Genomic DNA, 20241 nt, shown 5'->3' with positions numbered 1-20241 from the left:
TATTTTGGAAAAGCAGTTTTAATGAAGGAATGAGTTAATCAAAGACTTCTTTTTTATCTTCAATAAAAAGAAAGGCCTCCGGGAAGGAGGCTCTTTTTTTAGTCGCAATTCCATATATAGGAAATGTAAGGATCTGTAAAGTGAACTTCATACTGGACAGTACTCTTGGGCTCATAGGTTACTGGCTGCTCTGCCGGTGCTTCCACAAGCAGGGATAGCATAAAACTGATGAGAAGGTTCATTAAAGTACTCATAATGCTCTGGTGGTATCGGTTACTGGTGGGTTGGTACTCCGCTCATTGCGGTTAGTTAACGTGTCATTATTCCGTTTTTTTTCAATCTGGATATTTACTCCTTCTCTGTTAATGTTCACTTTGGCATTAAAGTCATCTTCCTCGTTCCATTCATCTTCGTTATCCCATTCTTCCTGGGTTCCTTCTTCGTAATGCATATCTTCCACAGGACAATCCTCGCAGGTGGTTGCGCCTTCTATTACTTTCAGGTATCGTTCCTGGTCTGCCCTTTTGAAAATATTTTCGCTTCCGTACCATCTGTTAGCGTAAGAGCTGGCACTGGCATCTACATACAGGGTGGTGCCTTCAGGAACATAGAGGGTGATTTCAACTTTTTGATCCCTGAATTTATTTTCCACGGCAGAAGTAAGATAGCTGTCCAGCTGAAGTTGATTTCCCGAAAGCAATACCTCGTAATTGATATTTTGTGCTCTGGTATTGGCATCTTCAAAATCACTACCTTCCGCAGATTTTACTATTTCCACACTCGCAAGGGAGTCCCGGGTAGATTTAACCGTAAGCCAAACCCGGTCTGAATACAGCATCTTTTTACCATTCCTGTCATGCCTTATTTTAAAATCCCCACCGCGGTAAAAGCTGCTGGAAACATTGTTTTCGTTTTTCATACTAACGTACAAGGTGTCCATCCTGTTAATCTCCAGGGTTTTTGTAACCACGGTTTCTCCATCAAATGCCCTTTGAGTGGCTTGTTGTATTCCTATAATACCTAAACCAATAAGGGAAATGATCCAAAGTCCCAGCAGTACCATTTTTGCGGTTGTGCCTATAGACCTCAGGTTTGTTACCAGTATTTTTAGGCCTAAGATAAACAGGAAGAAAAATGGAATGGCAGTAAGGAAAAATACCAGCAGGGAAATTAGCCAAAAGGGCCCGCCACTAACGGCCATTTCTGCATAATCTATCCAGGGAGTATCAATTATTCCAAATATCCCAACGGTAAACAGGGCTATAAAAAGGCCAATTAAAACTACTCCTGCCAGGAGAATTAGGAGAATACCAATAAATTTTACAAATGCACTAAGCAGTACTTTAATGATATTGCCTATTGCTGAGCCGGCAGAACTTGCTCCCGATCTTGCTTTTTCACCATATTTTTGATAATCTACATCTTTCATTTTACCGGTAACATTGTCAAACCCCTCGCGAATCTTTTTTTCAATATTACTAATGGTAACTTCTTCACCTTCCATGGCAAGGCGGTCTGCTGTGGTTTTAGCTTCAGGAACAAAAATCCAGAGTGCGATATAGATTAAAATAAAAGCGCCGCTGGTTAAGAAGGTTAGAAAAACCCATAGAAGCCTTACCCATACCGCTTCTATTTCCAGGTAATGGCCCAACCCGGAACTTACCCCGCCAATATAAGAATGCTGGGTATCGCGAAAGAGTTTTCTGCCCCTGTTGGTTTTACGGGTGTTTTGCTGGTAAGCAGGTTCATCTTCAAAGATTTCTTCATCTACCATATAATCCTCTGGCTGGCCCATTATGGCGATAACTTCTTCCACTTCAGTTAAACTTACCACCTGGCGCTTATCCCTGATTTTTTCAGTAAATAATTCAGCAATACGGGCTTCAATATCTGCTATAATTTCATCGCTACCCGGCGTGTTGGTAAAAGAGCGTTTTAGCGCTTCCAGGTAATGTTGCAGTTTGGCGTACGCATCTTCATCTATATGGAAGAAAACACCGGCAAGATTTATATTGACTGTCTTATTCATGATTTTTCTTTTTTTGAGTAGTTACAATAGTTACGGCTGTTTGCAGTTCATCCCAGGTACTGGTAAGTTCTTTAAGGAACAGTTTCCCGGTATCTGTGAGGCCGTAGTATTTGCGGGGCGGCCCGCTACTGGACTCTTCCCAGCGGTAGGAAAGCAGGCCGGCATTCTTTAGCCTTGTAAGTAAAGGGTAAATAGTACCTTCCACCACCAGTAGTTTTGCGTCTTTTAGAGTCTCCAGAATTTCCGCTACATAAGCGTCTTCATCCCGAAGGACAGAGAGAATGCAGTACTCCAGCACACCTTTACGCATTTGTGCTTTGGTGTTTTCAATCTTCATAATGTGCGATTTAGAATGTTGTTAAACTGTTCATTTCTTGATTGATGGTTAATTTTTAAGGATTGTTGATGATGTTTTCCTGCCCTGAAAAGGATCAGGATTCTTTTATAAAATTGATGCAAAACGGGTATTTATAAAGCTCTCCTTCACTGGCCCTTAAACTGGCGCTTATTACCGCATAAATCTCCAGGAGAAAAAGCCCCAGAATTAATGTTCCAATGCTTATGGCCACTATAATTAAAGGAATAAAATCCTGAACATTTTTTGCATGGATATGGTTGCTATCAATATATAATGGAGCAGAAGTACTTAGGTTTACCCCCATGAGAATAAGAAGGGCCAGCCCGGAAAGAACCAGTAAAATAAAGTAAAGGAACATGCTTATCTGGAAATTGATAGCATTTCTCCCATGACTGTCTACAAACGGATCCTGTTTTTTTACCAGCCATAAAAGCAGGGGAAACAGAAAATTTCCGAATGGGAAAAAATATTTTGAAAATACTGATAAATGGATGCAAGTGGCCAATGTTTTTTCCTGATGTAATACCTGTGAGTTCATAACCTATTAATTTCTTATACAAATATATGGTTAAAAGAAGGTATTTTGCAAAACATAGTACTTTATTTTAACTTTTAATTAAGAAATGCCTTCTTTAATGAGTTGATTTATTTTAGGTATTTTTAGAGAAAATAAGCGCTTCTATGAAGTTAACACCATCCAGGCTTAATACCTTTTTAATGCTGAAATTGCCAAGCGCATGGCTATGTGGGGTACGCGTGCGGGAGATAGATGAAGAAATATGCAGGGTAAAGGTTACCCATCGCTGGATTAATCAGAATCCTTTTAAATCTATGTATTTTGCAGTTCAGGCTATGGCGGCAGAACTTAGTACCGGAGCTTTGGTAATGGCAAAAATTAAGAAGGAAAATAGAAAAATATCAATGCTGGTGGCCCAAAATGCCGCTTCCTTTTCTAAAAAAGCCACGGGTAAAATTACTTTTACCTGCGGTGACGGGCATAAAATAGATGCCGCTATTCAAAGAACTTTAGAGACAGGCGAGGGGCAAACCTTCTGGATGAACAGCAAAGGCTTTAATGAAGAAGGGGTGGAAGTTTCCAGTTTTAAATTTGAATGGACGGTAAAGGTGAAGCGGGAGTTTAATGAACATTGAACATTAAGCAATTCTCGATAAACAATGAAGGTCTGCGGTAGTCTGAAATGTCTGGTTTAAAACTTCAAATCTCCGAACTCCGTACCCCGAACTTTGAACTTCAAACTCTGAACTCCGAACTAATAACTTCTAACTAAACAGTTTTCTGTACCACCTCAAATACTCTTTGTCCGTCGCATTTTAAAGTTTTGGAAGGATATTTCAGCAGTAAGGCATAATCGTGGGTGGCCATTAGAATAGTATTCCCGTTTTTACTGATTTCCTGCAGCACTTCCATCACTTCTACAGAGGTCTGAGGGTCCAGGTTTCCGGTGGGCTCATCGGCAAGGATTAATTCAGGATCATTTAGCAAAGCCCGCGCAATTGCCACGCGCTGCTGTTCTCCACCTGAAAGCTGATAAGGATATTTAAAGCCTTTGGTTTTCATGCCTACCTTGTTAAGCACTGCTTCAATTCTTTTCTCCATGGCTCCTTTGTCTTTCCATCCGGTTGCCTTCAGTACAAATAGCAGGTTATCATTAATGTTCCTGTCGGTCAGCAGCTTAAAATCCTGAAAAACCACTCCCAGCTTACGCCTTAAAAATGGGATATCTTTTTCTTTTAGAGTGCGCAGGTTATAATCAACAATATTTCCTTCCCCTTCAGTTAAAGGTAAATCCCCGTAAAGGGTCTTCATGAAACTGCTTTTCCCGGTACCGGTTTTCCCTATAAGATAGACAAAATCCCCCTTATTTACGGTCACATCTACTTCAGAAAGGATTAAATTTTCACGCTGATAAATGGCGGCATTTTTTAATTCCAAGACGGCTTGAGACATAAATACTGTTGCTAAATTAGGATGTAAAAATATCTGTAAATATACATTTTTCAAAAAGTGCCGCTTTACTTTTTTTCATATTAACATAATTATAGGCCACTTTCATCGTTATTAAAATAAGCATTAAATTATCTTTGAACTTCAATCTAAAAATATATAAATGACACCCGGTAAATCTCTCCTCATTGTTGTTTTACTATTCTTCTCATTTAAAGGTATTTCCCAGCAATCTGCTACTTATACAAATGAACTGGCCGACTTTAACCGCGCGCTGGAATTGTATAATAATCAGCAGTACCTGGCAGCCCAAAACCTTTTTGATGAGGTTAAAGAAGAAACCGAAGATGAAAAAATTAAGGCCGATGCGGCCTATTACATCGCAAATGCAGCGGTAAGGTTAAACCAGCCGGGAGCAGACCGACTGATGGAGCGGTTTGTGACCCGCTATCCAACGAGCACCAAAACCAATTCAGCTTATCTGGATGTGGCCGATTATTATTTCAACACGGGAAAATATGCCCTTGCCAGGAAATGGTATGATAAGGTGGACGAAAACGCGATGGGCCGTAAGGAGAGGCAGCGGTTTTACTTCAACAATGGGTATGCCTATTTTCGTACAAACGATTATGAGCAGGCGCGAACTTATCTTGAACGGGTGAGGGATTCTAAAGAATATGGTTCCCAGGCTAAATATTACATCGGGTTTATGGCTTATGAAAGTGATGATTACGAAGAAGCCAGCCAGAATTTTGAGCAGGTGCAGGACAATTCCAGGTACAGCGAAGATCTTTCCTATTTCCAGGCCGATATGAATTTTAAACTTGGAGATTTTCAAAAAGCCATCGATTTGGGTCTGGAACAACTTCCAAAATCAAACCGTCAGGAAAAATCCCAGTTGAATAAAATTATAGGAGAGAGTTACTTCAATTTACAGCAGTACGAAAAAGCCATTCCTTACTTAAAAGAATACCAGGGCCTTCGCGGAAAATGGAACAATACCGATTATTATCAGTTAGGCTACGCTTATTATAAGCAGGGCGATTATGAAATGGCCATTTCAGAATTTAATAAAATTATAGACGGGAATAATTCCATTGCCCAAAACGCTTATTATCATCTTGCACAATCTTACCTAAACCTGGACCAGAAGCAGCAAGCGTTAAACGCCTTTAAAAATGCCAGCGAAATGGAATTTGACGCTAAAATCCAAAAAGACGCACTTCTGAATTATGCCAAGCTGAGCTATGAAATTGGCAATTCTTATGAAAGCCCTTCCCAGGTGCTGCTAAGCTATCTTGAAAAATATCCCGATGCTGCCGAAAGACAGGAAGTGGAAACCCTGCTTATAGATTCTTTTATCACTTCAAAAAATTATGAAGAAGCCATGCGTTTGCTGGAAAACAACAGGAATTTCAGCGATAAGCAGGCTTATCAAAAGGTGGCGTATTACTACGGGCTGGAACTTTACGAAGAGGGAGATTATTACAAGGCCATAGAAATGTTTGATAAAGCCTTGGGAGAACCCCGGGATCCTGCTATTACTGCCAAATCCACTTTTTGGAAAGCAGAAAGTGAATTTAACGTAAACCGTATAGACGATGCGATTATTGGCTATAAAGAATTTGGGGGAATGAGCGCTGCCCGTGGCACTGGAGAAATGGAAAACTTGGATTATAACATTGGGTATGCCTATTTCAAAAAGAACGATTATGCCCAGGCGATCAACTACTTTAAAAGGTATGCAGAAAATAGCAGTAATGATACTGCCAGGAGAAATGATGCCTGGCTTAGGCTTGGTGACAGCTATTTTGTGAACAGCCAGTACTGGCCTGCGATGGAGGCTTACAATAAAGCCATTGCCAATAATGTAAGCGATAGTGATTATGCTGCTTTTCAAAAAGCCATCAGTTATGGCTTTGTCAATAGAAATGAGACTAAAATTGAGGAACTTAATAACTTCATCAGTAAATACCCGCGTTCCCCATATCGTGATGATGCGCTTTTTGAACTTGGAAATACCTACATCGCCATGAACAATAATCAGCAGGGAATTCAGGCATACAACCGTTTGATAAGGGATGTGCCTGAAAGTGCTTTTGTGCCGAAAGCGATGTTAAGGCAGGGCCTTGTTTATTACAATTCCAACGATGGGGAAAAAGCTCTTGAACGCCTTAAAAAAGTAGTAGCCGATTATCCCAATACGCCTGAGGCCAAACAGGCAGTTTCTACCGCAAGAAACGTATATGTGGATTTAGGCAGGACAGATGAGTATGCCAGTTGGGTAAGAAACATCGATTTTGTAGAGGTAACAGATGCCGATCTGGATAATACCACGTATGAGTCTGCAGAGAATCAATATTTAAATAACAAGACAGACCAGGCTATAAATGGATTTGAAAAATATTTAAACGAATTTCCAAACGGGATCCATTCTATAAATGCCCATTTTTATCTTGCGCAAATGTACTTCCGCCAGGGGAATAAAGACAAGTCCATGAGCCATTACCGCTATGTGGTGGAAAGGCCCGGAAACGAATTTACCGAGCAGGCACTGGCCAGGTTGTCGCAGGTTTATCTTGAAAAAGGAAATTATGCTGAAGCCACCCCGCTCCTGGAAAGGCTGGAAAAACAGGCAGATTCTCAGGAAAATGTTGCTTATGCCCAGTCTAACCTGATGAAATCGTATTACGAAGCAGGAAATTATCAAAAAGCTGAAGCTTACGCTGAAAAGGTACTGAACAATGCAGGTGCTGAAAAACAGGCCAAAACCGATGCCCAGGTAATTATAGCGAGATCGGCAATGAAAGCAGGAAATGAAAGCCGGGCTAAAACCGCGTATGCCGAAGTTCAAAAGACCGCTAACGGAGAGCTGGCTGCGGAAGCCTTGTACTATGATGCTTATTTCAAGAACAAAAACGGAAATTATGAAGCTTCCAATGCCGCTATTCAAATTCTGGCAAAGGATTTTTCAGGTTATAAGCGTTGGGGCGCAAAAGGCCTGGTGCTTATGGCGAAAAATTTTGACAAACTTGGCGATGCTTACCAGGCCACATACATCCTGGACAACGTGATCAAGAATTTTTCCAATTATCCGGAACTTGTTTCTGAAGCTAAAGCCGAACTAGCCAGGATAAAGGCCAAAGAAGCCAAAACCAACTCTTCTGTAGAAAACTAATCTAACTAAACTAAAATCTAAGAACTCCTATATGCGAATTTTTTCAGTTAAGGACCCTGCCGCCAATCAGTGTTATTATCCAAATCAACGGGTTGCAAAAGTTCAGGATACACGCCTGCTAGTTCATTTTAATTTGTGGCAAATAGCGGCAACAAAAACAATGCTGTTCCTGTCCCTGGTACTTTTTAGCGGGGCTCTTTTTGCCCAGGATCCGCTTGGCAGCGAAACAGTAACCGTAGTAAAGCCCTATTCCCCATCGGTACGGGACGCTTCAAAAATTAAGGAAATGCCGGGCAAGGCAGATTCTGTAAGTTTGGCCAAGAAGGAAGTAAAATATAGTATTTTTTCTGTTCCTGTCGCTTCAACTTTCACTCCCGCCAAAGGACGGGCAACAACTGTAGAAAGGGAAAGGCCACCTAAGGTTTTTAACAATTATGCCACTTTAGGTTTCGGGAATTACTCCAATGTACTCGCAGAATTCTACAGCAACCTTGAAGTAAACCGGACCGATAACTTCGGAATATTTCTTACTCATAATTCTTCCCAGGGAGGGATTGAAGGTGTTCGTCTTGATGACAAATTTTATGATACCGAATTAAACCTTAGCTATACCCGCAGGGACAGGGATTTATCCTGGAAAACTGAAGTTGGGGGGCAGCACCAGCTTTTTAACTGGTACGGTTTACCGGCCAGCCCCGTACTTACCGATGAGCAGTTGTTGGAAGTAGATCCGCAGCAAAATTATTTTTCAGTTTATGCCGGCGGGGAGATTGAATTGTATGATTCTTTTTTCGATAAAGCAAAAGCAAAATTCCGCCATTCCGGGGATTCTTATAGTTCTTCTGAAAATCATTTTGATGCCAGTGGAGCTTTTGAAGCTAATATTGGAGGAGAACTTATTACCACGAATATCACTGCAGATATTGTAAATGGCAATTTTAACGAAGCCTTTTATGGTGGCGATGGTAACAATTATAGTTTTTTGAATTTTGGACTTAATCCCAGTTTGCTGGTGCTACGGGACAATCTTACCTTAAATCTTGGAGTCGCATTTTACTATAGTCTTGATACTGAAAATACTGATAATAATTTTTACCTCTATCCAAAAATTACGGCAAGTTACGAGCTAGCCGGGGATATGCTTACTGCCTATGGAGGGATAGAAGGCCAACTGGAACAGAACACGTATTATGATTTTTACCAGGACAACCATTTTGTATCCCCCACACTGGCCATCCAGCCTACAGATACCGAGTATGACGCCTATGTTGGGGCAAAAGGAAGGCTCACCAACAGCTTTGGCTATAATGCCCGCGTGAGCTATTCTTCACAATTCAATAAGGCGCTTTACAGAAGGAATCCCTATGCAACAAATGTAACTGAGGAAGATTATGCCTACGGAAATTCTTTTGAAGTGGTTTATGACGATGTAAATACCTTTTCTTTTTATGCCGAATTGAATGCAGATGTAAACCGCAATTTTAGGCTTTCTGTAAATGCTGAAGTTTTTAGCTATGGGACAGATGAGGAGGCTGAGGCATGGAACCTGCCAGCGGTTACCGCTGCTTTAACTGCAGATTACCAGGTAACCGAAAAATGGTATACCGGTGCCAATATTTTTTACCGCGGAGAGCGCATGGATCTTGCACGCACAGTAATAACAAATCCCGCGGACCCTCAACAAAATGAGGAGGTAACTCTCGATGGGTATTTTGATTTAAACGCGCATCTTGGATACCGGTTCAATGAGCAGCTCTCTGCGTTTGTAAAAGGCAGCAACCTGCTTAACAACAATTACGAGCGCTGGCTCAATTATCCTGTTCAGGGAGCCCAGTTCCTTGCAGGAGCCACCTATAAGTTTGATTTTAATTAAAAATTAGACCTCACTTTAAGAAGCCTGGAATTAACTGAAATAATATAGATCCAGTTATTTCCAGGTTTTTTATGCTCTAATTCGACTCTTTGCAGAGAACTTTTTGCAGTCTTCTAGGATAATTTTTTCCAGGCACTAAAGAAAAGCCGGAATTAGAAGGTGTAAGGTTTCATTTTCTTGCAGGTCCCCAGCCAGAATCTTTAGCCTTTAAAGAAAATTGTTATCTTCATCAAATCGCGTGACTTAACAATTACTAAACATTGAAGATTCAAATTTAAAGTAATATTGCACCCAAAATCAAAGAAGTGAAGCTTTACAACTCAGAAACCTAACTTATAAATGGCAAAAAAATTCAGGCGTACTAACCGTGACCGCCCCTACCTGAACATTCTTGATTTTATTGTAGAAGAAAAAACATTTCTCGCCATTGTTATAGGCGGGATTATCCTTGCGGGAATTTTTACCGGAAACACCCGGGCAGCCATGTGGCTTGGTTTCTTTTTCGCAGCCTATGCTACAGTGGCAAATGATAGTATCCAATCCCTGGGAACTTTTATAGAAAGCAATAAATCCAAGCCCTGGTGGGTTTTATGGCTTTATGTGGGCGCTATATTTTTGGGAGTGGTAACCTTCAGCTGGTTCTATTTTAATGGTGATGTAACTTATCAGCGGCTTTTAAATCCTGATGGCACCACGGCATACCCACATCCGCAAAGCTTCAGTTTTTTCCAGATTATTGCGCCGCTTATTTTGCTGATATTAACGAGGTTACGTATGCCGGTTTCCACAACTTTTCTAATTTTAAGCGTCTTTAGTGCAGATACTTCGGGAATTACTTCTGTAGTATGGAAGAGCTGGACGGGCTATATCATGGCTTTTGTTTTTTCATTCCTGGTATGGTATCTCTCCTATAACCTGATAAAAAAGTACTTTAAAAGCAGAAAATTCAGCAATAGCTGGACTATTATTCAGTGGCTGGTTAGCGGTACATTATGGGGGGTTTGGGTGATGCAGGATGGAGCCAATATCGCGGTTTTCCTTCCGCGCCGCCTGGATGCTTTTCAGTTTGGTATTTTTGCCACTACTATTTTTCTTGGATTGGGATTGTTGTTCTACCTGCGGGGAGATAAAATTCAGCAGGTAGTAAGTGAGAAGACCAGAATTTCAGATATACGGGCTGCCACGCTCGTGGATTTAATTTACGTGGTAATGCTTATATACAAGCTCTTTATTAGTACCGTGCCAATGAGTACCACCTGGGTATTCCTGGGGGTAATTGGAGGTAGGGAGATCGCTATTAGCCTTGCCCGTAAGAAAAAAGGCAAGAAGCACCGCAAGAAAGCCGGGAAGATGATCTTTAAGGATTTTGCCTATGCCATGATTGGCCTCTTTGTTTCGGTAGCCCTTGCTGCTGCTGCCAATCCGGATATCAGGCATGCTGTTTGGGAAGGCCTGGGCTTCTCATAAAAATTTAGTAAGTTTATTAATGTTTAGAAAATGCGCCTTTCCTGAGGGGCATTTTTTATTTTTACCCAAAACTTTGAAAATGAAAAATTTTGCACTACTTCTTTTTTCCTGTGTGCTCATGTTTTCCTGCAACAAAAAGGAAAAGGCAGACCTGTTGGTTTACAATGCCGAAGTATATACCGTAGATGGAAACTTCAGTAAAGCCGAAGCTTTTGTGGTTAAAGACGGAAAATTTATAGCCGTAGGTGGCACCGGGGAACTTCATGAAAAATATGAAGCAGTTAATTCCTATAATGCTGAAGGCAAGGCAGTATATCCAGGATTTATTGATGCCCATGCTCATTTTTACCGGCTAGGCCTTCAGCAGGACAAAGTAGACCTTACCGGTACAAAAAGTTTTGAAGAAGTAGTGGCCCGTATTGTTGAATTTCAGCAGAAAAAAGGAGTTGACTTTATTACCGGAAGAGGATGGGACCAGAATGACTGGCAGGTAAAAGAATTCCCCACCAAAGATACCCTGGACCGGCTTTTTCCCGATACTCCGGTGGCGGTTATCCGCATAGACGGCCATGCCCTCTTGGCTAATCAGGCTGCCCTGGATGCTGCAGGGATTACTACAAAAACAGCTTTTGAAGGTGGCGATATTGAGCAGAAAAATGGGACACTTACCGGAATTATTGTTGATAATCCTATGGATTTGATCGCGAAAGCCCAGCCGGAGAGCTCTGTTGAAGATAAAGTAAATGCCCTTATGCAAGCCCAGGAAATTTGTTTTAAATATGGGCTCACTACCGTAGATGATGCAGGGATAGATCGTGAAATTATAGAATTGATGGATAGCCTGCATAAACAGGGGAAATTTAAGATAAGGATGTATGCCATGATTAGTAATTCTAAAGAGAATCTGGATTTTTTTCTTCCCAGAGGGCCTTATAAAACCGATCGATTAAATGTAAGATCTGTTAAATTTTATGGAGATGGAGCTTTGGGCTCCCGGGGAGCAGCTTTAAAAGAACAATATAGCGACCGGCCGGGGCATTTTGGTGCCTTGCTTTCTCCCATAGAGGATTTTAAAAAAACGGCTATGCGGATAGCAAAATCAGATTTTCAGCTCAACACTCACGCTATAGGGGATTCTGCCAATTATCTTGTACTTAAAACTTATGATAGTCTTATTGGTAATGCCATAGACAGAAGGTGGCGTGTAGAACATGCACAGGTAATAGCCCCGGAGGATTTTAAATATTTCAGCAAAAATATTATTCCCTCGGTACAACCCACCCATGCCACCAGTGATATGTACTGGGCAGAAGACAGGCTTGGGAAAGAACGAATGCATGGTGCCTATGCCTATAAAAAACTGCTGGACCAGGCTGGGCTATTGGCTTTAGGAACAGATTTTCCGGTAGAGGAGGTAAGTCCTTTTCTTACCTTTTATGCCGCCGTCTCAAGAAGGGATACCAACAATTATCCTAAAGATGGTTTTATGAAACAACAGGCACTTTCCCGTGAAGAAACATTGAAAGGAATGACCATTTGGGCGGCTTACAGTAATTTTGAAGAGAATGAAAAAGGCAGTATAGAAGTAGGGAAATTTGCCGATTTTGTAATTTTGAATGAAGATATTATGGAAGTGCAGGAAGATAAAATTCCTGATTTAAAAGTAATTGGAACCTATGTAAATGGAGAAAAGGTAATGTAAGTTTGGTAATTCTTTTAGTAACTTTTCTAAAGTTTTAAAACTTTGAAAAATTGGGGCATCCCGACTATTCAATTTTTGAGCAATGTATTTTGTGTAGATGTATTTTGGTAACCACGGAGCTCCTTCCCTTTTTTTAGAGAGAAAGTGGATTAACCATCCAAAGCTGATTAAGGCGGAAGGGTAAAATTCAAACTGGCGATAATGGTAAAATGCAATCAGAACTTTTTCATTTCACTTTCACCTTTATCCTTAAAAATTTATTTCGGTATCTTTGCATTTCAACAAAAATCAAAAAAATGAACGACGGATTATATGCTAAATTTCATACCACTCAGGGCGAAATTTTAGTGGAACTCGAATATGAAAAAACACCCGGCACGGTTGGCAATTTTGTAGGCCTGGCTGAAGGAAACCTGGAAAATGAGGCCAAACCGCAGGGGCAGCCTTATTACGACGGACTTAAATTCCATCGCGTAATCCCCGATTTTATGATTCAGGGTGGAGACCCGCAAGGCACAGGTTCCGGCGGTCCAGGTTACAAATTTGAAGATGAAATCCATCCGGATTTAAAACACGATGCTCCCGGAAAACTTTCCATGGCCAATGCAGGACCTGGTACAAACGGTAGCCAGTTTTTTATCACTCATGTAGAAACTCCGTGGCTAAATGGCAAACACACCGTTTTTGGAAATGTTGTGGAAGGCCAGGAGGTGGTAGATAAAATAAAACAGGGCGATAAAATTGAAAAGCTGGAAATTATAAGGGAAGGGCAGGAGGCTCAAAACTTTAATGCCGTGGAAGCTTTTCGCAGTTTCAACGGGGCAAAAGCAGAAAGAGAAGCGGCTGCCAAAAAACAACAGGAAGAATTACTGGGTGAAATTTCCCAGGGTTTTCAAAAAACCGAAAGTGGGCTGAGATATAAAATTGAAAAAGAGGGGAATGGAGCAAAAGCTGAAAAGGGTAAAACCGTTTCTGTTCATTATAAAGGAATGCTGGCAGATGGGACCGTTTTTGACTCTTCTTACAAAAGAAAAGAACCTATCCAGTTTCCTGTTGGTGTGGGCCATGTGATTAAAGGCTGGGATGAAGGTATTTTAATGTTAAAAGTAGGAGACCAGGCGAGATTTGTAATTCCTTCCCATCTTGGATATGGGGAGCGTGGGGCAGGTGGTGTAATCCCGCCAAATGCAGCCCTTATTTTTGATGTGGAACTTATGGAGGTTAAATAAAATTTATTCTAAAATAGAAGATTTGAACGTGCTGAAATTTCAGCACGTTTTTTTATCTTTAGATATGACTTCAGAGCAACTGGAATTATTAAAATATCCTATAGGAAAGATGCAGTTTCCGCAGCAAAATGCCGGGACGCATCTTGAAGAATGGAAGGAAGATATTGCTGCTTTTCCGCAGAAACTGGAAAATCTGGTAAAAGATCTTGACCATTTACAACTGGATACACCCTACCGGCCCGATGGCTGGACCGTGAGACAGTTAGTCCATCATCTGGCAGATAGCCATACCCACGCTTTAATTCGGTTTAAATGGACTTTAACTGAAGATAATCCCCTGATAAAGGCCTATGATGAAAAAGCTTTTGCTGAACTTCCCGACAGCAGAAAGGCTCCGGTGCAGATTTCCCTGGATTACCTTAAGGCATTACATGCAAAATGGGTTTTTTTAATTGAAGGCATGACGGAAGCCGATTTTCAGAAAACCTTCAGGCATCCCGAAAGTGGTGCAGAAATTTCGCTTTTAAAATGTCTGGCCATGTATTCCTGGCACTGCCGGCACCATTATGCTCATATAGAACATCTCCTGCGCAGGAGGGACTGGATGTAAAAAAGCTGCATAACCCCGGGATTGCTTCGCCAGAAAGAAGGTTGACAATGGCCGATTTTATGCAGCTGTACTCAAAAATTCACTATTTTTTATCCGGTTGTGGAGTCATTCTAAGATAAGGCTTCACTTCTTTAAAACCTTTAGGAAATAATTTTTTAGCCTCATCATTGGATACTGCGGGGCTAATTACCACATCTTCGCCTTCTTTCCAATTAGCCGGAGTGGCCACTTTCTGGTAAGCGGTAAGCTGTAAGGAATCGATAACTCTTAGCAGTTCATCAAAATTCCGTCCTGTACTGGCGGGATAAGTGATCATTAATTTAATGGTTTTATCTGGCGCAATTACGTAAACAGATCGTACGGTAAGGGTATTGTCTGCCTTTGGATGAATCATTCCGTAAAGGTTAGAAATCTTCTTGTCCTCATCGGCGATTATCGGGAAGTTAACCTCGGTATTCTGAGTTTGGTTAATATCCTGTATCCAGCCTTTATGCGATTCTACGCCATCAACACTTAGTGCCATCATTTTTACATTCCGTTGCGCAAATTTTTCTTTATATTTCGCGGCAGTTCCCAGCTCGGTGGTACAAACCGGAGTATAGTCTGCAGGATGGGAAAAAAGGATTCCCCATCCATCGCCCAGATAGTCATAAAAATTAATTTTCCCTTCTGATGTCTCCGCATCAAAATTTGGGGCTTTGTCTCCTAATTTTAAATCGCTCATCTCTATTAATGTTTTTAGTTTTAGTAGTTAAAATTAAACAATAATCTGCTTAAAAACCTAGTTGACCAATAGGAATATTATAAGTTAAAATAAATAATATCAATTTTATTACACAGGTATTTAATAGCTGTTACTTATAATGGATTTTGTTTATTAATTTAGGAGAAACTAAAAAATTATATGAATGAAGATAAGCTGGAGCGATTTCGAAAAGGTGGAAATGCGGGTGGGAACTATTATTCAGGTAGATGATTTTCCCGAAGCGCGCCTCCCGGCATATCAGCTAAGAATAGATTTTGGAGAAACAATAGGGATTAGAAAAACCTCCGCACAAATCACAAAAAGGTATAATAAGAAACAATTGCAGGGGAGGCAGGTGGTAGCGGTAATCAATTTTCCGAAGAAACAAATTGCCAGTTTTATGAGCGAATGCCTGGTGCTTGGAGCGGTAGGAGAGGAAAATGATATTGTACTTCTAAGCCCGGATTCAAAAATTGAGAATGGATTAAGAATAGGCTAGGGAAGTACCGTAACTTCTTCATCAGCTTAAAAATTTAAGCACAAAAAAAACCGTCCTGAAGAGACGGTTTAAAATGTTTTTTAAGCGGTTGGCTTAAATGTCATCAAAACTTACGTCAGTAAACGCTTTTGGAGAAGCTGTGGCAGATGCTTCGGTGCCAATTTCTTCCTGATCTTCAGGTTTAAAGTTTTTCTGATGACGTTCACTAATAACCTCTTCTCCTTTTTCTTCCAGGATAAAGTCGGTCATTTCCTGTAGAATCTCGTTGAATCCGGCAAAATCTTCCTTGTAAAGATAAATTTTGTGCTTCTTGTAATGAAATGAACCATCATCGTTGGTAAACTTCTTACTCTCCGTAATCGTCAGGTAATAATCATCAGCCCGGGTAGCCCTTACATCAAAAAAATAAGTCCTTCTTCCGGCTCTTAATACTTTAGAGAATATTTCCTCTTTCTCCATCATTCCCTTGTCGCTCATAAAATAGATTCTTTAATTGTTTATTATGCTGCTCAAAAATCTAAAAATTTTTAACATTTCCCAAAAAATTTTCACATTTCTTTTTCGTTCAATTGTTTTGCATAAAGTTCTTTATAGTATCCGGCCTGGTTTATTAATTGAGAATGAGAGCCTTGTTGCATTATTTTTCCATCTTCCAGGATAATGATCTTATCAGCATTTTTTGCGGAAGAAATCCTGTGGCTCACAATTATTGTAGTCTTTTTCCGTGAAATTTTAAACAGGTTGTTTAAGATTTCCTCTTCAGTCTCGGTATCTACGGCGGAAAGGCAGTCGTCAAACAGCAGGATTTCAGGATTATGAATAATAGCCCTGGCAATGGAGACACGTTGCTTTTGTCCTCCGGAAAGCGTAATTCCCCGTTCTCCCAATACGGTATCGTAGCCTTTGCTAAAGCCTGTAATATTTTTATGGACCGAAGCATTTTTAGCCGCTTCAAAAATTTCTTCGTCGGTGGCGTTGGATTTACCAAATTTAATGTTGTTTCTTATAGAGTCACTAAAAAGAAAAGCGTCTTGTGGCACATACCCAATGCTGTTGCGAAGGCTCTCCAGGTTAAGACTTTGGATCTCCTTTCCATCAATAGTTATTGTTCCCTGGGTTACATCATAAAGTCTTCCAATAAGTTCCAGGATAGTAGATTTTCCTGAACCGGTTTTACCAATTATCGCCAGAGTTTCCCCGTTTTTCACTTCAAAAGAAACATTTTTTAATGCAGTAATGTTGGTATCATCATAAGTAAAGCTCACATTTTTAAAAGCGATACTGCCTCTTATCTTATCTGGAGCTGCTTTGTGGTTAGTGATTTCAGGTTTCTCCTTTAGAAATTCATTTATTCTTTCCTGTGAAGCAGAAGCCTGTTGTACCAGGGAAGTTACCCATCCTATAGAAGCCACCGGCCAGGTAAGCATGTTCACATAAAGCAAAAATTCCACGATAACCCCCAGGTTTTCAATCTCACCATTCAGATATTTTCTTCCACCTATATATATAACCAGGATATTGCTGATTCCTATGAGCAAAACCATTAGCGGAAAGAAAAATGCCTGCACTTTTACCAGGGCTATATTTTTGTCGCGGTTGGTGTTGGAGAGCGCTGTAAAATTTTGGTTGGTCTGTGGTTCTATTCCGTAAGATTTAATGACTGCAATCCCGCTAAAGCTTTCCTGTGTAAAGGTATTTAGCCTGGATAAATATTGCTGTACCACGGTGCTGCGTTTGTGTATGGCCACGCTTAATTTATAAATAGCAAAAGAGAGTACCGGCAGAGGGATTACCGTATAAAGGGTAAGTTCCGGAGCGGCATCAATCATGTATATAAGCACCACAACGGTAGAAGTAAAAGTGGTAACACTGTACATTATGGCAGGTCCCAGGTACATCCGCACCTTAGATACGTCATCGCTAATCCTGTTCATAAGGTCCCCTGTACGGTTCTTTTTATAAAAATTAAGCGAAAGATCCTGGTAGTGCCGGTAAACTTCATTTTTAAGGTCATATTCCATGTGCCGGGAAACCACAATAAAGGTTTGCCGCATCAAAAAAGTTAAGAATGCCGAAACAAGTGTGGCGCCAATAATAAGCAGAATATTGTACACGAGCTCACTGCGTACCACAGAGGGGTCTGTGATTTCTCCTTTTACATAATCTTCAATTACACTGGTAGAATTTCCTATGAGCGGAATATAATAAATGGCAAAAATACGGGCGGCTATGGTAATGATAAGCCCGCTGATTAACTTCCATTTGTATTTTACGAAATACTTATTTAGGTGCCTGAGGTGTTTCATGCGTATTGATGCTGAGCAATTGAGAATTTAATATTTTAACATCCTGTAAATTATAGATTATTAAAATATTGATTATTTTTGCCCATCATTTTTATGGATTATTTAAAATTAAATTTTAATATCTAAAAAGTTATGCAAGTAGATGTTCTAAATGCTAAAGAACTTAAAAAAGCTGCGCCGGTCTTTGGGCAGCTCTCCTTTGATAATCATGAGCAAGTAGTTTTTTGCAACGACAAAGATACAGGTTTAAAAGCAATTATTGGTATTCACAGCACGGTTTTGGGACCTGCATTGGGTGGCACCAGAATGTGGAATTACACCAGTGAGTGGGAGGCTTTAAATGATGTGTTGCGCCTCTCGCGTGGAATGAGTTTTAAAAGTGCGATTACCGGCCTTAATCTTGGAGGTGGAAAAGCGGTGATCATGGGGGATGCCAAAACTCATAAAACGCCGGAACTTATGCGGAGTTTTGGCGAATTTGTACATTCTCTTAGTGGTAAATACCTTACTGCAGAAGATGTAGGTATGGAAACCGAAGATATGGATATCATTAGAGAGGTAACTCCTTATGTTACCGGCATTTCCGAAGCAAAAGGAGGCGCCGGGAATCCTTCTCCCGTAACCGCTTACGGAGTGTTTATGGGTATGAAGGCAGCTGCTAAGTTTAAATTTGGAGAGGATAACCTGGAAGATAAATCGGTTTTAGTACAGGGGATTGGCCATGTTGGGGAGACTTTGGTAGAACATTTAACCCAGGAAGGCGCTAAAGTTTACATAAGCGATATTAATGAAGAAAGGCTGCAGGAAGTTAGCAAAAAATATGGTGCGCTTATTTTTGATGAAGCCGATGTTTATAGTGCTAATGTGGATATCTATGCTCCCTGTGCCCTTGGAGCAACCATTAATGATGAGACCATAGAAAGGTTGCAGGCAAAAGTCATTGCGGGTGCGGCCAATAATCAGCTGGCAGATGAAGTTACCCACGGAAAGATCCTGCAGGAAAAAGGGATTGTTTACGCTCCGGATTTTCTAATAAATGCCGGAGGAATCATAAATGTTTATGCTGAAATTGAAAATTACGGCAGAAACGAAATTATGCGCAAGACCGAAAATATATATAACACTACTCTACAGATTTTAGAAACAGCCAGAAAAAGGGATCTTACCACTCATTTTGCGGCGCTTGAAATTGCGAAGCAGAGAATTGAGGAAAGAAAAAAACATAATTTGAAGTAGTCGCTATAAATTTATTAATATTTTTGCAGGGCGAAAACAGAAGTTTTCGCCCTTTTCTAATTTTAAAAGTTCTTTTACACTCATGTTGACAAGAAGACATATCCGGGTTAAAGTAATGCAGTCTTTATATGCCTTTAACCAAAGCCAGAATGATAAACTTGCCACGGAAGAGAAATTCCTGAAAAAAAGTATGGACGAGATGTACGATCTCTACCTGCTGCAACTAAATCTTCTTACAGAAATAAGAGGTAAAGCTGAAAACTTTATTGAAAAATCCCAACAGAAACATCTTGCCACACGGGAAGATATAGATCCCAATAAGAAGTTTGTGGAGAACAGGGTCTTCCAGATTCTTGATGAAAATGAGCCTTTGAGGCAGGCTATAGAAGATCATAAAATTACTCATTGGAAAAGGGATGATGAGTATGTAAATATTATCTGGGAAGAAATAAAGAGCAGTGCGGTTTACGAAGAATACATGAAGACCCGCGAGTCCTCTTTTAAAGAGGATAAAGATTTTGTAATTGCCATATTTAAGGAAATTATAGCGCCTAATGAAAAGCTTTATGAATACCTGGAAGATAAAAAACTTACCTGGCTGGATGATTTACCTTTAATAAACACGGCTATACTAAAGATGCTTCAGAAGCTCAAAGAATCTTCGGCAGGGTCGCTAAAGCTTACCAAACTTTTTAAAAGCCCGGAAGATAAAGAGTTTGCTATAGAGCTTTTTAGAAAAACCTATCTCAATGATGAAATGCTTTCCAATGAAATGCTGGGAAAAACACCAAACTGGGATAAAGATCGGATAGCTGAAGTGGACATGGTCCTGATAAAGATGGCTATTTGTGAATTCGTGAAATTTCCTTCTATTCCGGTAAAGGTGAGTATTAATGAATATCTTGAAATAGCCAAGGAATACAGTACTCCCAAGAGCAGTATTTTTATAAATGGAGTGCTTGATAAACTATCTAAAGAATATAAAACGGAAGGCAGATTAAATAAAATGGGCCGCGGCCTTATGTAATACAGAAAATTTCTTA

General features: G+C 40.3%; 18 protein-coding genes. 10 read left to right on the top strand and 8 right to left on the bottom strand.

The features are described 5' to 3' along the window. Positions 1–98: 98 nt before the first annotated feature. The 4 genes from AB8M93_RS15370 to AB8M93_RS15355 all read right to left on the bottom strand — a co-directional run bounded on the left by AB8M93_RS15370 (position 99) and on the right by AB8M93_RS15355 (position 2925). Complete coding sequence (locus AB8M93_RS15370) at positions 99–254, bottom strand: hypothetical protein (RefSeq protein ID WP_373059271.1); 156 nt, start codon at positions 252–254, stop codon at positions 99–101. Continuing rightward, positions 251–2029 carry a PspC domain-containing protein gene (locus AB8M93_RS15365; protein ID WP_373059269.1) on the bottom strand — a complete coding sequence of 593 codons (1779 nt, stop codon included), beginning with the start codon at positions 2027–2029 and terminating at the stop codon, positions 251–253. Before AB8M93_RS15365 ends, AB8M93_RS15370 begins: the two co-directional genes overlap by 4 nt. After that, positions 2022–2366 carry a PadR family transcriptional regulator gene (locus AB8M93_RS15360; protein ID WP_373059267.1) on the bottom strand — a complete coding sequence of 115 codons (345 nt, stop codon included), beginning with the start codon at positions 2364–2366 and terminating at the stop codon, positions 2022–2024. The genes AB8M93_RS15365 and AB8M93_RS15360 overlap by 8 nt, the downstream gene beginning before the upstream one ends. A gap of 94 nt (positions 2367–2460) precedes the next feature. After that, positions 2461–2925, bottom strand: a complete 465-nt coding sequence (locus AB8M93_RS15355) for a DUF4870 domain-containing protein (protein ID WP_373059265.1) — start codon at positions 2923–2925, stop codon at positions 2461–2463. Between the two features lie 143 nt (positions 2926–3068). Here AB8M93_RS15355 and AB8M93_RS15350 point away from each other — a divergent pair, with 143 nt between their 5' ends. Further along, a complete protein-coding gene (locus tag AB8M93_RS15350) occupies positions 3069–3539 on the top strand; it encodes a DUF4442 domain-containing protein (protein ID WP_373059263.1) in 471 nt (156 codons plus the stop codon). A gap of 133 nt (positions 3540–3672) precedes the next feature. Here the strand turns inward: AB8M93_RS15350 and AB8M93_RS15345 are convergent, their stop codons facing one another. Beyond that, positions 3673–4356, bottom strand: coding sequence for a cell division ATP-binding protein FtsE (locus AB8M93_RS15345; RefSeq protein ID WP_373059261.1), 684 nt, complete (start codon positions 4354–4356; stop codon positions 3673–3675). 160 nt (positions 4357–4516) lie between these two features. On the opposite strand from AB8M93_RS15345, the gene AB8M93_RS15340 reads away from it, so the two are divergent. The 6 genes from AB8M93_RS15340 to AB8M93_RS15315 all read left to right on the top strand — a co-directional run bounded on the left by AB8M93_RS15340 (position 4517) and on the right by AB8M93_RS15315 (position 14412). Then, the gene (locus AB8M93_RS15340; RefSeq protein WP_373059259.1) at positions 4517–7531 is read left to right on the top strand and encodes a tetratricopeptide repeat protein; all 3015 of its coding nucleotides are present in this window, start codon (positions 4517–4519) and stop codon (positions 7529–7531) included. Positions 7532–7562: 31 nt separating this feature from the next. Then, complete coding sequence (locus AB8M93_RS15335; RefSeq protein ID WP_373059257.1) at positions 7563–9404, top strand: porin family protein; 1842 nt, start codon at positions 7563–7565, stop codon at positions 9402–9404. 339 nt (positions 9405–9743) lie between these two features. After that, complete coding sequence (locus tag AB8M93_RS15330; RefSeq protein WP_373059255.1) at positions 9744–10871, top strand: hypothetical protein; 1128 nt, start codon at positions 9744–9746, stop codon at positions 10869–10871. A gap of 79 nt (positions 10872–10950) precedes the next feature. Beyond that, a complete protein-coding gene (locus AB8M93_RS15325; RefSeq protein WP_373059253.1) occupies positions 10951–12573 on the top strand; it encodes an amidohydrolase in 1623 nt (540 codons plus the stop codon). Positions 12574–12869: 296 nt separating this feature from the next. Beyond that, on the top strand, positions 12870–13802 hold the full coding sequence (locus tag AB8M93_RS15320; protein ID WP_373059251.1) for a peptidylprolyl isomerase: 933 nt from the start codon (positions 12870–12872) through the stop codon (positions 13800–13802). A 28-nt stretch (positions 13803–13830) separates the two neighbouring features. Continuing rightward, positions 13831–14412 carry a YfiT family bacillithiol transferase gene (locus tag AB8M93_RS15315; RefSeq protein WP_373059341.1) on the top strand — a complete coding sequence of 194 codons (582 nt, stop codon included), beginning with the start codon at positions 13831–13833 and terminating at the stop codon, positions 14410–14412. An 82-nt stretch (positions 14413–14494) separates the two neighbouring features. On the opposite strand, the gene AB8M93_RS15310 is transcribed toward AB8M93_RS15315, so the two are convergent. Next, a complete protein-coding gene (locus AB8M93_RS15310) occupies positions 14495–15136 on the bottom strand; it encodes a peroxiredoxin (protein ID WP_373059249.1) in 642 nt (213 codons plus the stop codon). A 184-nt stretch (positions 15137–15320) separates the two neighbouring features. Here AB8M93_RS15310 and AB8M93_RS15305 point away from each other — a divergent pair, with 184 nt between their 5' ends. Continuing rightward, positions 15321–15656 carry a tRNA-binding protein gene (locus AB8M93_RS15305; protein ID WP_373059247.1) on the top strand — a complete coding sequence of 112 codons (336 nt, stop codon included), beginning with the start codon at positions 15321–15323 and terminating at the stop codon, positions 15654–15656. Positions 15657–15749: 93 nt separating this feature from the next. Here the strand turns inward: AB8M93_RS15305 and AB8M93_RS15300 are convergent, their stop codons facing one another. Then, positions 15750–16133: a PUR family DNA/RNA-binding protein gene (locus AB8M93_RS15300; RefSeq protein ID WP_373059245.1), complete on the bottom strand. Its 384-nt coding sequence runs from the start codon at positions 16131–16133 to the stop codon at positions 15750–15752. A 71-nt stretch (positions 16134–16204) separates the two neighbouring features. Further along, entirely contained in the window at positions 16205–17962 is a 1758-nt protein-coding gene (locus AB8M93_RS15295) for an ABC transporter ATP-binding protein (RefSeq protein ID WP_373059243.1), read from the bottom strand. Positions 17963–18094: 132 nt separating this feature from the next. Between AB8M93_RS15295 and AB8M93_RS15290 the strand changes: the two genes are divergently transcribed. Together AB8M93_RS15290 and AB8M93_RS15285 are read left to right on the top strand one after the other, a co-directional pair. Then, a complete protein-coding gene (locus AB8M93_RS15290) occupies positions 18095–19198 on the top strand; it encodes a Glu/Leu/Phe/Val family dehydrogenase (protein ID WP_373059241.1) in 1104 nt (367 codons plus the stop codon). A gap of 82 nt (positions 19199–19280) precedes the next feature. Beyond that, a complete protein-coding gene (locus tag AB8M93_RS15285) occupies positions 19281–20225 on the top strand; it encodes a transcription antitermination protein NusB (protein ID WP_373059239.1) in 945 nt (314 codons plus the stop codon). The last annotated feature ends 16 nt before the right edge of the window (positions 20226–20241 follow it).

Origin of the sequence: Autumnicola aciditolerans (assembly GCF_041679265.1) — a bacterium.
Taxonomy (GTDB): Bacteria; Bacteroidota; Bacteroidia; order Flavobacteriales; family Flavobacteriaceae; genus Autumnicola.
The sequence above is the reverse complement of the archived record's forward strand: the minus strand, read 5'-3'. Positions and strand labels throughout refer to the sequence as shown.

Bases quoted from the DNA above. Each gene is read 5' to 3' on its own strand.
- AB8M93_RS15355 (WP_373059265.1), bottom strand. From the start codon at position 2,925: ATGAACTCACAGGTATTACATCAGGAAAAAACATTGGCCACTTGCATC.
- AB8M93_RS15365 (WP_373059269.1), bottom strand. From the start codon at position 2,029: ATGAATAAGACAGTCAATATAAATCTTGCCGGTGTTTTCTTCCATATA.
- AB8M93_RS15305 (WP_373059247.1), top strand. From the start codon at position 15,321: ATGAAGATAAGCTGGAGCGATTTCGAAAAGGTGGAAATGCGGGTGGGA.
- AB8M93_RS15340 (WP_373059259.1), top strand. From the start codon at position 4,517: ATGACACCCGGTAAATCTCTCCTCATTGTTGTTTTACTATTCTTCTCA.
- AB8M93_RS15370 (WP_373059271.1), bottom strand. From the start codon at position 254: ATGAGTACTTTAATGAACCTTCTCATCAGTTTTATGCTATCCCTGCTT.
- AB8M93_RS15285 (WP_373059239.1), top strand. From the start codon at position 19,281: ATGTTGACAAGAAGACATATCCGGGTTAAAGTAATGCAGTCTTTATAT.
- AB8M93_RS15320 (WP_373059251.1), top strand. From the start codon at position 12,870: ATGAACGACGGATTATATGCTAAATTTCATACCACTCAGGGCGAAATT.
- AB8M93_RS15310 (WP_373059249.1), bottom strand. From the start codon at position 15,136: ATGAGCGATTTAAAATTAGGAGACAAAGCCCCAAATTTTGATGCGGAG.
- AB8M93_RS15295 (WP_373059243.1), bottom strand. From the start codon at position 17,962: ATGAAACACCTCAGGCACCTAAATAAGTATTTCGTAAAATACAAATGG.
- AB8M93_RS15360 (WP_373059267.1), bottom strand. From the start codon at position 2,366: ATGAAGATTGAAAACACCAAAGCACAAATGCGTAAAGGTGTGCTGGAG.
- AB8M93_RS15300 (WP_373059245.1), bottom strand. From the start codon at position 16,133: ATGAGCGACAAGGGAATGATGGAGAAAGAGGAAATATTCTCTAAAGTA.
- AB8M93_RS15330 (WP_373059255.1), top strand. From the start codon at position 9,744: ATGGCAAAAAAATTCAGGCGTACTAACCGTGACCGCCCCTACCTGAAC.
- AB8M93_RS15325 (WP_373059253.1), top strand. From the start codon at position 10,951: ATGAAAAATTTTGCACTACTTCTTTTTTCCTGTGTGCTCATGTTTTCC.
- AB8M93_RS15290 (WP_373059241.1), top strand. From the start codon at position 18,095: ATGCAAGTAGATGTTCTAAATGCTAAAGAACTTAAAAAAGCTGCGCCG.
- AB8M93_RS15350 (WP_373059263.1), top strand. From the start codon at position 3,069: ATGAAGTTAACACCATCCAGGCTTAATACCTTTTTAATGCTGAAATTG.
- AB8M93_RS15335 (WP_373059257.1), top strand. From the start codon at position 7,563: ATGCGAATTTTTTCAGTTAAGGACCCTGCCGCCAATCAGTGTTATTAT.
- AB8M93_RS15345 (WP_373059261.1), bottom strand. From the start codon at position 4,356: ATGTCTCAAGCCGTCTTGGAATTAAAAAATGCCGCCATTTATCAGCGT.